The sequence below is a fragment of the Paenibacillus pasadenensis DSM 19293 genome, assembly GCF_000422485.1.
Taxonomy (GTDB): domain Bacteria; phylum Bacillota; class Bacilli; order Paenibacillales; family Paenibacillaceae; genus Paenibacillus_O; species Paenibacillus_O pasadenensis.
Genome location: NZ_AULW01000015.1, coordinates 76,400 through 91,161 on the forward strand (window position 1 = coordinate 76,400; position 14,762 = coordinate 91,161).

A 14,762-nucleotide genomic window follows, 5' to 3' on the forward strand; every position below is an offset into this window, starting at 1 on the left:
TCGGTTAGATTCGGCCGGCGGACCCGGCATGGCGCGAAGGGACGGCGACAGCCGGAGCGCGGCGGCGCGAGGCGAAGTCCGGCCCGAGCCAGGCGGCCGCGATCGCGGCGGCGGCCCGCTTGCCCTGCTCCGCCGCCGAGACGACCGTCGCCTCGCCCGCTCCGGTGCCGTGCAGGATGTCGCCGGCCGCATAAATGCGCGGATCGGACGTCAGGCCGGTGCGCGGATCGGCCTCCGGCACGCCTGCTCGATGCGCGATGCCGAGCTGTTCGGCCAGCGTCGCGAGGCGCTCCTGCCCCGTCGCCAGCACGACGGCGTCCGCCTCCAGCAAAAAGGCGGAATCCGGCACGGGCGATGTCAGCCGGCGGCCGTCGGACCCGACGCGTCCGTCAGGCTGCAGCCGCATGCATTCGAGCCCGGCGGCCTTGCCGTCCGGCCCGGCGACGATGCGCAGCGGCTGGGTCAGCCAGACGAAGCCGACGCCCTCCTGCTTGGCAAACTCGTATTCGAACGGGTAGGCGGTCATTTCCGCCGCCGTGCGGCGGTAGACGATCTTCACCTCCGCCGCGCCGAGCCGCACGGCGCAGGTCGCCGCGTCGATCGCCGTATTTCCGGCGCCGATGACCGCGACCCGCGCGCCGGCGAGCGCGGACGGCATGCGTCCGGCCTTCGTCGCCTCGACGAGCCGGATCGCGTCGTAGACGCCCTCCAGCCGCTCGCCCTCGAGCCCGAGCGGCGGCACGTAGCCCATGCCCGCCGCCAGCACGAGCACGTCATGGCGGCCGCGCAGCTCCTCGACGCTCAGCGAGCTGCCGACTCGCACGCCGGTATGGAAGCGGACGCCGAGCTCCTCGACCTGCCGCACCTCCCAGTCGGGCACATGCGTCGGCAGGCGGAAGCTGACGATGCCGCTGCTGTCGAGTCCGCCCGCCACCTGGCGGGCCTCGTAGACGTCGACGTCGAAGCCGAAGCGGGCCAGCTCCCGCGCCGCCGAAAGGCCGGCCGGTCCGCTGCCGATGACGCCCGCGCTCACGCCGGCCGGCTCGCCGGGCGCGAACAGCCGCAGCCCGGCGCTCGCCGCATAGTCGGTCGCATGGCGCTGCAGCCTGCCGATCGCGATCGGCGCGGACGAGCCGTTCAGCACGCATGCGCCCTCGCAGAGCAGCTCCGTCGGACAGACGCGCGCGCAGCTCGCGCCGACCGGATTCGCGTCCATGATCGCATGCGCCGCGCCTTCGGGATTGCCGGTGGCGATCCGCTTGATGAACGACGGGATGTCGATCGACGTCGGGCAGGCCTTGATGCAGGGCGCGTCATAACAGTAGAGGCAGCGGTTCGACTCCTCGGCGGCGGCCGCTCGCGTCAGCGGCGGCACCAGCTCGCGGAACGGCTCCGGCACGGCCGGATCGCCGAACGCCGCGCTCAGGCGGATGTCATCGACCATGATCCATCGCTCCTTTCCGACCCGCTCGGCGAGGCCAGCCTTTTCAGCGTACGGTACAGCAGCTCCACGCCCAGGCCGATATCCTCGGCGGAGGAGAATTCCCGCGGATTATGGCTGATGCCGTCCCGCGAGCGGACGAAGATCATGGCGTACGGGCAGACGTAGGACAGCGCCAGCGCGTCGTGGAACGGCCCGCTCATCAGCTCGGGCAGCTCCAGCCCCATGTCGGACGCCTCCGCGCGGACCGCCGCCATCAGCTCGGGGCTGCATGCCCGCGGCGGACTGTCGGTATCGACCTTGACCGCATAGGCGAGGCCGTTGTCGGCCGCCGTCTCGGCGATCAGCCGGCGCAGCTCCGCCTCCAGCCGGCCGCGCCGCTCCATGTCGATGTCCCGCAGGTCGACGGTGAAGCGGACGCGTTCGGGGATGATGTTGCGCGAGGCGGGAAACAGCTGCAGCGTGCCGACCGTGCCGACCGCGGGCGTGCCCGCCTCGGCGCGCACGAGCCGCTGGAAGCCGCTGATGATCGACGCGGCGCCGGCGAGCGCGTCGCGGCGCATCGCCATCGGCACCGAGCCGGCATGGCCGGCGAAGCCTTCGAGCTCGACCGTCAGCCAGAGCGGACCGCTGATCGCGGTCACGAGGCCGACGGCCGCTCCCGCCGCCTCGAGCACGGGTCCCTGCTCGATATGCAGCTCCAGATAGGCGGCGATCGCGCCGTCCGGATAACGGGCCTCGTCGAGCCGGGACGGATCGCCGCCAAAGGCGGCCAGCGCCTCGCGGCGCGTCACGCCGTCCAGGTCGGCGCGCTCCAGCTCGCCCGGCTCCAGCCGGCCGGACATGGCCCGCGAGCCGAAGATGCCTTTGTCGAACCGGCAGCCTTCCTCGTCAGAAAAAGCGACCACCTCGATCGGGAGCGCGGGAGCGAAGCCTTGGGCGGCGAGCGCATGCGCCGCCTCGATCGCGCCAAGCACGCCGACGATGCCGTCGTACGTCCCCGCATACGGCTGCGTGTCGAGATGGGAGCCGAGCATGAGCACAGGCCCGGCCGCTCCGTCCGCGGCCTCCAGCCGGCCGATCAGGTTGCCCGCCGCGTCCATTCGCACGCTCAAGCCGGCTTCCTCCATCCAGCCTCTCGCCATGTCGGCCGCCTGACGGTCGAGCGGCGTCATCGCCAGCCGGCTGACGCCGGTCTCGCTGATGCGTCCGAGCTCGGCCAGCTGGCCGAGCCGCCGCATGACCCGTTCGTTCGATGTCGTGCAGGATCGTATCATCGCTCTCCTCCTTTTTTGAACTCACTGAACTGGGATTTGCGAGAGGTCTCGTGTTAGGATACATGACGTATCATACTTAATTTTCTGAATTTTTTGAATCATTATTTTCGAAACGGCTCTTTTGATGTAAGCTTAACAGACACGAACGATGCGGATCGCCGCGCCTGATCGCGGCTGCGGCCGGCATCGAAGAACGGGAGGATAAGTCCATGAGGGATGGCGAAGCAACTCGCCTGTCGATCGAGGAGCAAGCCGGCGCCGAGCCCGAGCGGGGCGTGACCGTCCGGGAGACGCTGTCGACGCGGCCGTTCGACGGAGCGCGGCTTGAAGCCGGACGCGCGGGACTCGGACGGCGCATCCGCTGGGTGCATGTGCTGGAGGCCGCGGAGGCGGCGGAGCTGCTGCATGGAGGCGAGATGGTGCTGACGACCGGTCTCGGCTTCGGCTCCGACGAGCTGCGGCAGACGCAGTTCCTCACCCGCCTGCTCGAGCGCGGCGTCAGCTGCGTCTGCCTCGAGCTCGGCTCCCGCCTGCGCGAGCTTCCGCGCGGCTGGCGGCAGCTCGCCGAGGAGGCGGCGACGCCTCTCATCGTCTTTCCGCGGACCGTAAGGTATGTCGACATCACCCAGGAGCTCCATTCGCTCATCCTCCAGCGCCGGCAGGCCCTCTCTCCCGCCGCCCGCGCCGACCCCGAGGCGGCGCTGCTGCGACGCGCCCTGCGCGGCCCGGAAGCCGGCTCCGCGGACGGACTCGCCCATCCGCTCGAAGGGCTGGTGTGGCGGGCGGCGGCGGCCGAATGGGACTCCGCTCCGGCCGCCGCCGCAGCCGCCGATGAGCTGCGCCGCAGGCTGCGCGCCGCGGGCTTCGTTTGCCTCGCGGAAGCGCGCGGCCCGCGGCTGCTCGCCGTCGCCGGCCAGTCGGCGCGCTCCGCCGCGGGCGAACGGCTGGAGCGGACGCTGCGCGCCGCGCTGTCGGCCGTGCCCGGCGGCTGCGCCGGCGCCAGCTCGCGCTTCGCCGGGGCGGTCGGCGCGGAGGAAGCGCGCCGCGAGGCCGAGGAGGCGCTGCGGCTGTGCCTGCTCCGGCAGCCGCAGCCAGCCGCGGCGCGTTCCGCCGGAGGCGGCGGTCCGGCGACGGGCGGAGCTGCTGGCGGTCGGGCGACGGCGGGCGAAGCGGCGGGCGGAGCTGCTGGCCCGTATGCGTGCGAAGACGCAGGAGAGCTGCTCTGCTACGAGCAGCTCGGCGTGCTGCAGCTGCTGCCCGCGCTCGACGACGGGAGGCGGCTGCAGGCGTACGTCGCCCGGCATCTCGGTCCTCTTCTCGAGGCGGACCGGCTGCGCGGTGGCGAGCTGCTGCGAACGCTCCAGGTGTTCCTCGACGCCGACGGCTCCAAGCAGGAGGCGGCCAGGCGGCTCTATGTCGCCCGCCAGTCGCTGTACTATCGGCTCGAGCGGATCGAGGAGCTGATCGGTCCCGTCTGGCTCGATCCCGAGCGCCGGCTCGCCGCCGAGCTTGCCCTGCGCGCCTACCGGCTGCTGCATCCCGGCGGGCTTGCCGGAGACGCGGCCCGCTAGCGCGAGCGACTGCCGCATCGGATGCGGATGCGGATTTGCTATGATGGCGCTGCCAGATCGGATGCGGGCAGCCGTCGAAAATGGCTTGATGCGTCATCGGTTCGTCCGGACTGGCACCACCAGGGAGTCGAGAGTTCCTTCGCCCGCGTAAACCCGGCGCATCGGCTCCACCAGGGAGTCGATAGTTCCTTGGTTCGCGGAAACCCGGCGTACCGGCTCCACCAGGGAGTCGAGAGTTCCTTGGTTCGCAGAAACCCGGCCCGACGGCCCCACCAGGGAGTCGAGAGTTCCTTCGCCCGCGTAAATCCGGCGCATCGGCTCCACCAGGGATTCAATAGTTCCTTCGCACGCGTAAACACGCTGCATTGGCTCCACCAGGGAGTCGAGAGTTCCTTGGTTCGCAGAAACCCGGCCCGACGGCCCCACCAGGGAGTCGAGAGTTCCTTCGCCCGCGTAAATCCGGCGCATCGGCTCCACCAGGGATTCAATAGTTCCTTCGCACGCGTAAACACGCTGCATTGGCTCCACCAGGGAGTCGAGAGTTCCTTGGTTCACGGAAACCCGGCGCATCAGCTCGACCAGGGAGTCGAGAGTTCCTTGGTTCGCAGAAACCCGGCCCGACGGCCCCACCAGGGAGTCGAAAGTTCCCTGGTTTACGGAAACCCGACGCATCAGCTCTACCAGGGAGTCGAGAGTTCCTTGGTTCGCGGAAACCCGGCGCATCGGCTCCACCAGGGAGTCGAGAGTTCCTTGGTTCGCGGAAACACGGCGAATCAGCTTCACCAGGGAGTCGAGAGTTCCTTGGTTCGCAGAAACCCGGCCCGACGGCCCCACCAGGGAGTCGAAAGTTCCCTAGTTTACGGAAACCCGTCGCATCGGCTCCACCAGGGAGTCGAGAGTTCCTTGGTTCACGGAAACCCGGCGCATCAGCTCAACCAGGGAGTCGAGAGTTCCTTCGCACGCGGAAACCCGGCGCATCGGCTCCACCAGGGAGTCGAGAGTTCCTTCGCACGCGGAAACCCGGCGCATCAGCTCGACCAGAGAATCGAGAGTTCCTTGGTTCGCGGAAACCCGGCGCACCGGCTCGAATCCTCCTCCTATCGAGCGAGCGGCAGCAGCGACTCCAGCAGCGCCGTCTGCAGAAACGCCATGTCCTCGTCTGTGGACGACAGCGGCGGCGCAATCGTGAGCACATTGGCCATGCCGGCGACGGTGTCGCCGTTTTTGCCGATGATGAGCCCCGCTTCCCGGCAGCGGTCGAGCACGGCCTGCACCACTGCCGCGCCGAGCGGCTCGCGGCTGGACCGGTCCGCCACCAGCTCGATGCCGGCCATCAGCCCGAAGCCGCGGATGTCGCCGACCTGCGGATGCGAGGCGAGCTCCGCGCGCAAGTCGCCGAGCAGCTTCGCGCCGAGCTCCGCCGCCCGCTGCGGCAGCCGCTCGCGCTCCAGCAGCTTCAGATTGGCGAGCGCCAGCGCGCACGCGGCGGGATTGCCGCCGAACGTATTGATGTGGCGCAGATGCGCCAGCGCGCCGGTGCGCCGGAACGCCTCGTGCAGCTCGCGCTTCACCGCCGTCGCGGCGAGCGGCAGGTAGCCGCTCGTCAGTCCTTTGGCCATCGTCACGATGTCGGGCGAGACGCCGTAGTTGTGATGGCCGAACTTGCGGCCGGAGCGGCCGAAGCCGCAGATCACCTCGTCGACGATGAGCAGGACGCCGCGCTCCGTGCAGATGCGCCGCACCTCCTGCATATAAAGCGGGTCGGGCACGATGACCCCCCCGCCCGTAATTACGGGCTCGAGAATGACGCCCGCGACCGTCTCCTCGCCTTCCCAGACGATGCGCTCCTCGATCTCCCGCGCGCACAGCAGCTGGAACGCCTCGGCCGTCATCCCCTCCGGCCTGCGGTAGCTGTCCGGCGGCCGCACATGCAGGAAGCCCGGAGCGAGCGGCTCGTAGCCGAGCTTGCGCATCGCCTGGCCGGTCGCGGCAAGCGCGCCGAGCGAGTTGCCGTGATAGCCCCGGTAGCGCGCGACGAATTTCGTCCGCAACGGGTTGCCGCTTTGCAGATGGTATTGGCGGGCGATCTTGAACGCGACCTCGTTCGCCTCGGAGCCGCTGTTGGAGAAAAAGACGACGTAATCGCCCTCCAGCCACTCGCCGAGCTGCTCGGCCAGCTCGATCGCGGGCAGATGGGACTGGGTCAGCGGATAATAGGGAAGCCGCTCCAGCTGCCGCGCCGCCGCGTCCGCGAGCTCCTTGCGTCCATAACCGGCGTTGACGCACCAGAGGCCGGACATGCCGTCGAGGTAGCGTCGGCCGTCCTCGGCGGTCACCCAGGAGCCCTGCCCTTCCACGATGACGAGCGGCCGGTCGGCCGCCCGGTACGGGCGCATGCCATGCCACAACTGTCCGCGCCGCTGCACGGCCGGCGCCCCCGCTTGGGCTGGGGCTGCTTCTGCAGGAGCCTCTGCCGTTTCTGCCAATGCCTCCGCAGCAGCTGCCGCTCCTGCCAGCCCGTCTGCAGCTCCTGCCGCCCCGTCTGCCGCTCCTGCCAGCCCGTCTGCATCTCCTGCCAGCCCGTCTGCATCTCCTGCCAGCCCTTCTGCCGCCCCTGCCAATCCGGCCGTTCCGGCCGAGACGGGAACGCCCTCCGCATCCGATGAGCCGATGCCTTGCTGGACCATGCCGTTTCAGCTCCTTGTCGGCCACACGCCGTCAGTAGCGGGCGGTGACCATCTTTTTTCGCGTGTAGAACTCGACTCCGTCCCGCCCGTTCGCATGCAGGTCGCCGTAGAACGAGCCTTTCCAGCCGCTGAACGGGAAAAACGCCATCGGCGCCGGAACGCCGATGTTGATGCCGAGCATGCCCGCGTCGATCTCCTCGCGAAAGCGGCGCACGGCGCGGGCGCTGTCCGTATAGAGGCAAGCGCCGTTGGCGAACAGCGAGCGGTTGGCGAGCTCGATGCCCTCCTCCAGCCCGCCGATCTCCGCCACGCACAGCACGGGGGCGAACAGCTCCTCCTGCCAGACGGCCATCTCCTCCTGCACCTTGACGACGATCGTCGGGCCGAGGAACGAGCCGCTGCCCGGCGGCGCCGGGTCGAGCCGGCCGTCGCGCAGCAGCTCCGCGCCGCCTCGCAGCGCCTGCTCCAGCAGCGCCAGCACGCGGTCGCGGCTCTCGCAGCGGATCATCGGCGTGGCGATGCCGGCCGGGCCGCCTCCCTCTGCGGGACGCATCGCATCCGCCTGCTCCAGCAGCAGCCGCAGAAACTCCGGCGCCGCGCCGCGCTCGACGCAGACGACGGCGCAGGCCATGCAGCGCTGGCCGGCGGAGCCGAACGCGGCCGCGGCGACCTGGCGGGCGGCGGCGGGCAGATCGGCGTCCGCCAGCACGAGGCTGAAGTTTTTGGCGCCGGCCAGCGCCTGCACCCGCTTGCCCTCCGCCGCGCCGCGCCGATAGACGGCCGCGGCCGCCGGCTGCGAGCCGACGAAGCTGACGGCGGCGATGCCGGGATGAGCCAGCAGCGCGTCGACCGCCTCGCGCGCGCCGTGCACGATGCTGAGCACGCCGGGCGGGAAGCCCGCCTCCGCGAACAGCTCGGCGAGCCGGCAGGCGAGCAGCGGCGTCCGCTCCGACGGCTTGAGCACGAACGCGTTGCCGCAGGCGACCGCGAGCGGGAACATCCAGCACGGCACCATCATCGGAAAGTTGAACGGCGTAATGCCGCAGACGACGCCGAGCGGATAGCGGTACATCCCCGATTCCAGGCCCGAGGCGATGTCCGGCAGCTGGCTGCCCATGAGCAGCGTCGGCGCTCCGGCCGCGAACTCGACGCATTCGATGCCGCGCTGCACTTCGCCGAGCGCCTCCTCGCGGCTTTTGCCGTTTTCGGCGGCCAGCAGCTCCGCCAGCTCCTCCCTCCGCTCCGACAGCAGCGCCTGATAGCGGAACAGCAGCCTCGCCCGCGCCGGAACGGGCGTGCGGCTCCAGCCGCGGAACGCCTCCTGCGCCGCCGCGACGGCCCGCCCGACCTCGGCCGCGCCGCCGAGCGGGACGAGCGCCAGCACCTCGCCCGTCGCCGGATCGGCGACCGGCGCGAGCTCAGCTCCCTCGGGCGCTTCCTCCCAGCGGCCGCCGATCCAGTTCGCCAGCCGGCGCGGCGCGGGCGCTTCTTTCATTTCCAGCGTATCCTCCATGCGTCCTCTCCCTTCTCCCTTCTCCCATCTCGCTCAAGCTCTTCCGCCACGCGCCGGGCTAGAGCCGCGAAAGCTCGCCGTACGTCTCCGGCCTCCGGTCGCGGTAGAACTGCCACGCCTCGCGCGCCTCGCGGATGACGCGCCGGTCGAGCACGCCGACGATCGCCTCGTCCCGGTCGCGGCTGCCCTCGGCGACGATCGCTCCGCGCGGATCGACCAGGTAGGACTGGCCGTAAAACTCGCCCATCCGCCACGGCGGCTCGACGCCGACGCGGTTGATCGCGGCGACGTAATAGCCGTTGGCGACCGCATGCGCCGGCTGCTCCAGCTTCCATAAATATTCCGACGTGCCCGCGACCGTCGCCGACGGATTGAACACGATCTCCGCTCCGGCGAGTCCGAGCGCGCGCGCCCCTTCCGGGAAGTGGCGGTCGTAGCAGATGTACACGCCGACCTTGGCGTAGGCGGTATCGAACGTCGGATAGCCGAGATTGCCCGGCTTGAAGTAGAACTTTTCCCAGAAGCCATGCTCTCCCCCGCCAGCGCCGACATGCGGAATATGATGCTTGCGGTACTTGCCGAGATAGGCGCCGTCCGCGTCGATGACCGCCGCCGTGTTGTAATACGAGGCGACGCCCTCGCGCTCGTAGACTGGGACGATCAGCACGACCTCCAGCTCCCGCGCCAGCTCCCGCATTGCCGAGACGGTCGGGCCGTCCGGCACTTCTTCGGCGAACTCGTACCACCGGGACGACTGCTCCGCGCAGAAATAAGGACCGGCGAACAGCTCCTGCAGCCCGATGACCTTCGCTCCGCGCGATGCCGCCTCGCGGATGAGCCGCTCCTGCTTCTCGAGGCCGTGCCGCTTGTGCGCCGCGACGTCCTCGCCGCCGTCCAGGTCATGGCTCGCCTGGATAAGTCCGATGCTTACCGTATCCACTGCACATTCCCCCTTTCTGATCTGCCGCCTGGCCGCAGCCCGCGAGCCGCTCGCCTGTCCTCCGCTCGCGGCCGCTCCGGCGTCATTTCACGGCCATGTCGTAAATCTCCGTCGTATACGCCGCCCCGAGATCGGCCGCTTTGGAAATGACGCCGAACTGCAGCGCGATGTCCGCCGTCTGCTTGAACGCCGCCTCGTCGATCTTGCCGATGCCGGCCGGATCGAAGCCGTCCGGAGCGACCAGCTTGGCGACCTCCTGCATCATCTTCAGCTGATGATCGCGCGAGGTGCTGTCCGCCTCGGCCGCCTTCATGACGGCGTCGACGGCCGCCTCCGGCTGCTGGATCGCCTCCTGCCAGCCCTTGATCGAGGCGCGCACGAACTTGGCGGCCGCCTCCTTGTTGTCCGCCAGCCAATCGGCGTTGGCGAACAGATTGTCCTCCAGCATGGCGACGCCTTCCTCGTTCATGTCGATGACGTTCAGCTCCGACTCGGGGATGCCCTGCTCCAGCACGACCTGATATTCGTTGTACGTCATCGCCGAGGCGGCATCGAGCTCGCCGGCGAGGAACTGGTCCATCGTGAAGCCCTGCTTGGCGAACTGCACGTCCTTGGCCGGATCGAGCCCGAGCTTGTCGAACAGCGCCAGCAGCTCGAACTCGTTGCCGCCCATCCAGTTGCCGACCTTCCTGCCCTTCAGGTCGGCTGCGGCGGCGATGCCGGCGCTCTTTTTGGACACGAGCACGAGCCCGCTTTTTTGATAGATCTGCGCGATCTCGACGAGCGGCAATCCCTGCTCCTGATGGGCGAGCAGGCTCGCCACCCAGTCGACGCCGATGTCGGCCGCTCCGCTCGCCACCTGCTGCTCCGGCACGATGTCCGGCCCGCCCGGCAGGATGTCCACGTCGAGCCCTTCCTCCTTGTAATAGCCCTTCTCGAGCGCCATGTAGTAACCGGCAAACTGCGCCTGCGGCACCCACTTCAGCTGCAGGCCGATCTTCACGGCCGCCGCCCCTTCCGCCGCTCCGCCCGCCGCCGGCGTCTCCTGGCCGTTGCCGCATGCCGCCAGCGCGGCAGCCAGCGCCAGCGCCGCCCCCGCCTTGGCCAGCGCGCCGCGCCGGCCTCTCCTCGTCATGCCCATCTTCATCCGCTCCCCCCGAATTGGTCTGCGCGTGCCGCCCGCTGCCGGCTGCGGGCGGCCGTTCTCTCTGTCGCTAGCGCGCTTGCTTGGAATCGGCGCCGTCCGGCTGCCCGTGCAGCAGCCTCCGCTCCGCCAGCTGCAGCAGCCCGTACGAGGCGATGCCGGCCGCCGCCGCGACGGCGATGCACGCCCAGCCGAGCGGCATGCGCGCGATCTTGACCGAGTTGGACAGCAGGTAGCCGAGTCCCCCCGAGGCGAAAAAGAACTCGCTCACGATCGCGGCGATCAGGCTCGCCGCCGCGTTGATCTTGAGCGCGGTCAGCGTGTAGGGCAGGCTCGACGGCAGCCGTAGCTTGCGGAATTCCGCCGCCTTGGAAGCGCCGAGCGAGCGCATCAGGTCGAGCTCCGCCGAGCTCGGCGACGTCAGCCCGCGCCAGCTGCCGAGCGCCATCGGCGCCAGGCTCGCGACCGCGGCGACACCGGCCCGCGAGGCGATGCCGTCGCCGAGCCACAGGCTGAACAGCGGCGCGAGCGCGACGATCGGCACCGCGCTGAGCGCGGCGGCAAGCAGCAGCGCGCCGCGGCCGAGCGCGGGCCGCAGGACGGCCGCCGCTGCGGCCAGCCAGCCGAGCAGCGAGCCTGCGGCGAGCCCGAGCCAGGCTTCCGCCAGCGTGACGCCGGCGGAGCGGAGCAGCAGCTCCGCGTTCGCGGCTGCCGCCGCCGCGATCGCCGACGGCAGCGGCAGCTGGTACGTGCGCAGGCCGAGCAGCGCGTGAAACAGCTCGGCCTGCCACAGCGCGAGGACGGCCAGCCCGGCCGCCAGCGGCAGCAGCAGCTCCGGCAGACGGGAAGCGGCGCTCCGGCCGCCGAGCAGCTTATTCGCATGCGGCCGGGCCCGGCGGGACGGCGTCGGCGCCTCCGGGATCGCAGCCTCCAGCGCCGCCGCAGCCGCGGACACGCTCGCTCCGCTGCGGGTCGCGCCCTTCGGCTCGATATCCGCTCCAGGCGTCATGCGCCCGCCCCCTTTCCGGCGGCGGCCGGGCCGCTGCGCTGCCACGGAAGCAGCAGCCGCTCCAGCAGCGCGACCGCTCCGTAGGCGAGCAGGCCGAGCGCGGCCGAGAGCAGCACCGTGCACCAGAACAGATACGCATGCGACGGACCGTAATACAGATACCGCAGCATGAGCACGCCGATCCCATGCCGCGCGCCCATCAGCTCGACGAGGATCGCGCCGGTCACGGCGAGCGGCGCCGCCGTCTTCAGCCCCGTGAACAGCCCCGGCAGCGAGGCGGGCAGCAGCAGCGTCCGAAAGGCGAACCAGCGCCCGGCCGCCAGCACGCGCTGCAGCTCGCGGTCCTCCGGACGGATCGACTTCAGCCCGCGCAGCATCTGCAGCGCGACCGGGAAAAAGGCGATGTAGGCGGCGATCAGCAGCCGGGCCATGCCCTCATCCCGAAAGATGCCGTACACGATCGGCGCCAGCCCGAGGATCGGGATCATCTGCGACGCCACCGCATAAGGCGCGGCGATCCGCTCGGCCGTGCGCGACGCTCCCATGAGCAGGGCGAGCGCCGCTCCGGCCAGCGCTCCCGCCAGAAAGCCTTTCGCGGCGCTGCCCAGCGTCGCCGCCGCTTCGGCGAGCAGCTTGCCGCCGTCCCTTGCCAGCGCCTCCGCGACCCGATGCGGATAGGGCAGCTTGGACTGGGCGAGCGGCACCTGCAGCCGCTCCAGCAGCAGCCACGAGCCGAGCTCCCACAGCAGCAGCGCCGCCGCTCCCCATAACGCGAGGTCCTTCCATCCTCCGGCCGCTCCCGCCCTCACGGCTCCGCCTCCCCGAACAGCTGCCGGATCGACGACGTGAGCCGGTGGAACTCCGGCTCGGCGCGCAGCGAGCCGACGCGCGGACGCGGCAAGCCGACCTCCACCTCGGCGGACAGCCGGCCCGGCCGCGCCGACAGCACGAACACCCGGTCGCTCAGGAACGCCGCCTCGGCGATGCTGTGCGTGACGAACACGACCGTACAGCCGGTGCGGCTCCACAGGCCGAGCAGCTCCTCGCCGAGCCGCTCGCGCGTGAACTCGTCAAGCGCCGAGAACGGCTCGTCCATGAGCAGGATTTGCGGATCCGCGGCCAGCGCCCGGGCGATCGAGACGCGCTGCTGCATGCCGCCGCTCAGCTGGCGCGGACGCTTGCCCGCGAACGCTCCCAGCCCGACCAGCTCCAGCAGCTCCTCGGCACGCTCGCGGCGGCGCGCCCGCGGCATGCCGGCCAGCTCCAGCGGCAGCTCGACATTCCCTCTCACCGTCCTCCACTCGTACAGCGCCGGCGTCTGGAAGACGATGCCGAACTTGCGGGTCAGCCGCGCCTGCCGCGGCGTGCCGCCTGCGATGCCGACGCCGCCGCTCGTCGGCTCCAGCAGGTCCGCCATCATCCGCAGCAGCGTCGTCTTGCCGCAGCCGGACGGTCCGAGCAGGCTCACGAACTCACCTTTGCGGATGCCGAGGCTGATCTCGCGGATCGCCGGCTCGGAGCCTCCGCCGTAATCCATGCCGACTCGGTCGACGACGATTTCTTGCTGGGCAGCATTTTGCGCCAAAGCTCCCATCCCCCTTCCGTTTCCGTGAAGCTTTCGCCGGAATGGTTCCATCGTAAGCGGGAGCGGTCCGGTTTTCATTAGACAGAACGGCCGATTCGCATTTGACACAGTGTCTGAACGGTCGACAACCGATGGAAGGAAACATTCCGCGGCGCCGGCAGCCTGGCCGCGACGGAAGCGCCGTGCGAAGGCTCCGCTTCGAGCGCTCGCTCGCCTTGCCGGATTCGGCGCGCTCCGGCTCGCCGCCGAGCCGTCTCCCTTCCCTTGCCCCGCTGGATCCGCTATACTGGACGAATAGAACATTCGTTCGAGGAGGAGTCGACCGCATGGCCCATCGCAAGCTCAAGCTGTCCCGTACGGAGGCCCGCCGCTTCCTGCTCGATTATCATGGCCTCGGACCGGAGCGGCGCTACACCGGCAAGGCCGGCATCATGGACTACATCCGGCAGGCCGGCTGCATCCAGTTCGATCCGCTCGATCCGGCCGGCCGCAATGCCGAGCTCGTGCTGCAATCCCGCGTGGAGCGCTTCGAGCCGTCCCAGCTCGACGAGCTGCTGTACGCGGACCGGCTGCTGGTCGACGGCATGGACAAGGTGATGAGCATCTATCCGACCGCCGACTGGCCGGCGTTCCGGAGAACGCGCGAGCGGGCCCGCAGCCGCTACGGCTCCATTCCCGAGGTCGAGGCTTTCGTGCCCGTCGTGCGCGAGGCGCTCGAGGCTCGCGGACCGCTGCTCTCGCGCGAGCTGGAGAGCGGCGTCAAGCTCAACTGGGCCTGGTCTCCGGCCCGCCAGGCCAAGGCGACGATGGAGAGCATGTATTTATGGGGAGAGCTCGTCATCGACCGCAAGCAGCGCAACCAGCGCGTCTACCAGCTGGCCGAGAAGCTTCTTCCCGAGGAGCTGCTGGACGCCCCGGACCCGCATCCCGCCGACGAGGATTACGCGCGCTGGCGGGTGCTGCGGCGGGTCGGAGGCGTCGGCCTGCTCTCGCCGCGCATGTCGGACGCCTGGGTCGGCACCTACTTTCTCAAGGCCGCCGAGCGTACGCGCATCTTCCGCGAGCTGGCGGAGCAAGGCCGGCTCGTGGAGGTGGAGACGGAAGGACTGAGCGCTCCCCACTATGCGCGGACGGACGATCTGGAGCGCTGGCTCGATTCAGGCTCCGCCGAGCGCTGGTCCTCGCAGCCGGCGCGCACCTCCTTCCTCGCGCCTCTGGACAACATGCTCTGGGACCGCCGCCTCATCCGCGAGCTGTTCGACTTCGCCTATATTTGGGAGGTGTACAAGCCGGCCGCGATCCGCCTGTTCGGCTATTACACGCTCCCGGTGCTCCAGGGCGAGGCGTTCGTCGCCCGCATGGAGCCGGGCCGCCTGGCGAGCGGCGAACGGGCCGTGCTCGGCTGGTGGCCGGAGCCCGGCAGGCGGCTGACGCGCGACAGCCAGCGCAGCCTGGCGCTCGCCTTCTCGGACTTCCGCGCCTACCTTGGCTGCGATCGGCTCGCCGTTTCCGAGCAGGCCGCCTCCGCCGAGCCGCGCCTGGAGCGGCTCGCCAACTCGCGGCCGAGCCGCGCCCGGGCTTAAGCCGATCCCCCT

At 70.2% G+C, this 14,762-nt stretch carries 12 protein-coding genes; 2 read left to right on the forward strand and 10 right to left on the reverse strand.

Features of this window, described 5'->3' with window-relative positions; translation table 11 throughout:
- Window positions 1–4: 4 nt before the first annotated feature.
- Together H582_RS25725 and H582_RS0102825 are read right to left on the reverse strand one after the other, a co-directional pair.
- On the reverse strand, window positions 5–1,444 hold the full coding sequence (locus H582_RS25725) for an NAD(P)-dependent oxidoreductase (RefSeq protein ID WP_052332909.1): 1,440 nt from the start codon (window positions 1,442–1,444) through the stop codon (window positions 5–7).
- On the reverse strand, window positions 1,423–2,718 hold the full coding sequence (locus H582_RS0102825) for a M20 family metallo-hydrolase (RefSeq protein ID WP_028597288.1): 1,296 nt from the start codon (window positions 2,716–2,718) through the stop codon (window positions 1,423–1,425). Before H582_RS0102825 ends, H582_RS25725 begins: the two co-directional genes overlap by 22 nt.
- A gap of 209 nt (window positions 2,719–2,927) precedes the next feature.
- Between H582_RS0102825 and H582_RS0102830 the strand changes: the two genes are divergently transcribed.
- Window positions 2,928–4,289, forward strand: coding sequence for a PucR family transcriptional regulator (locus H582_RS0102830; RefSeq protein WP_028597289.1), 1,362 nt, complete (start codon window positions 2,928–2,930; stop codon window positions 4,287–4,289).
- 93 nt (window positions 4,290–4,382) lie between these two features.
- On the opposite strand, the gene H582_RS0102835 is transcribed toward H582_RS0102830, so the two are convergent.
- The 8 genes from H582_RS0102835 to H582_RS0102875 form a co-directional block, all read right to left on the reverse strand.
- Complete coding sequence (locus H582_RS0102835) at window positions 4,383–5,072, reverse strand: hypothetical protein (protein ID WP_028597290.1); 690 nt, start codon at window positions 5,070–5,072, stop codon at window positions 4,383–4,385.
- Between the two features lie 314 nt (window positions 5,073–5,386).
- The gene (locus H582_RS0102845; RefSeq protein ID WP_255309700.1) at window positions 5,387–6,976 is read right to left on the reverse strand and encodes an aminotransferase; all 1,590 of its coding nucleotides are present in this window, start codon (window positions 6,974–6,976) and stop codon (window positions 5,387–5,389) included.
- A gap of 31 nt (window positions 6,977–7,007) precedes the next feature.
- On the reverse strand, window positions 7,008–8,489 hold the full coding sequence (mmsA, locus tag H582_RS0102850) for a CoA-acylating methylmalonate-semialdehyde dehydrogenase (protein WP_240478913.1): 1,482 nt from the start codon (window positions 8,487–8,489) through the stop codon (window positions 7,008–7,010).
- Window positions 8,490–8,547: 58 nt separating this feature from the next.
- Window positions 8,548–9,429, reverse strand: coding sequence for a nitrilase-related carbon-nitrogen hydrolase (locus H582_RS0102855; RefSeq protein ID WP_028597294.1), 882 nt, complete (start codon window positions 9,427–9,429; stop codon window positions 8,548–8,550).
- Window positions 9,430–9,511: 82 nt separating this feature from the next.
- The gene (locus H582_RS0102860) at window positions 9,512–10,570 is read right to left on the reverse strand and encodes an ABC transporter substrate-binding protein (RefSeq protein ID WP_240478914.1); all 1,059 of its coding nucleotides are present in this window, start codon (window positions 10,568–10,570) and stop codon (window positions 9,512–9,514) included.
- Between the two features lie 73 nt (window positions 10,571–10,643).
- Window positions 10,644–11,582, reverse strand: a complete 939-nt coding sequence (locus H582_RS25730; protein ID WP_084136517.1) for an ABC transporter permease — start codon at window positions 11,580–11,582, stop codon at window positions 10,644–10,646.
- Window positions 11,579–12,391 carry an ABC transporter permease gene (locus H582_RS0102870; RefSeq protein ID WP_028597296.1) on the reverse strand — a complete coding sequence of 271 codons (813 nt, stop codon included), beginning with the start codon at window positions 12,389–12,391 and terminating at the stop codon, window positions 11,579–11,581. Before H582_RS0102870 ends, H582_RS25730 begins: the two co-directional genes overlap by 4 nt.
- Window positions 12,388–13,176 carry an ABC transporter ATP-binding protein gene (locus H582_RS0102875; protein WP_028597297.1) on the reverse strand — a complete coding sequence of 263 codons (789 nt, stop codon included), beginning with the start codon at window positions 13,174–13,176 and terminating at the stop codon, window positions 12,388–12,390. The genes H582_RS0102870 and H582_RS0102875 overlap by 4 nt, the downstream gene beginning before the upstream one ends.
- A gap of 317 nt (window positions 13,177–13,493) precedes the next feature.
- Between H582_RS0102875 and H582_RS25735 the strand changes: the two genes are divergently transcribed.
- On the forward strand, window positions 13,494–14,750 hold the full coding sequence (locus H582_RS25735) for a DNA glycosylase AlkZ-like family protein (protein ID WP_043110837.1): 1,257 nt from the start codon (window positions 13,494–13,496) through the stop codon (window positions 14,748–14,750).
- Window positions 14,751–14,762: the final 12 nt, after the last annotated feature.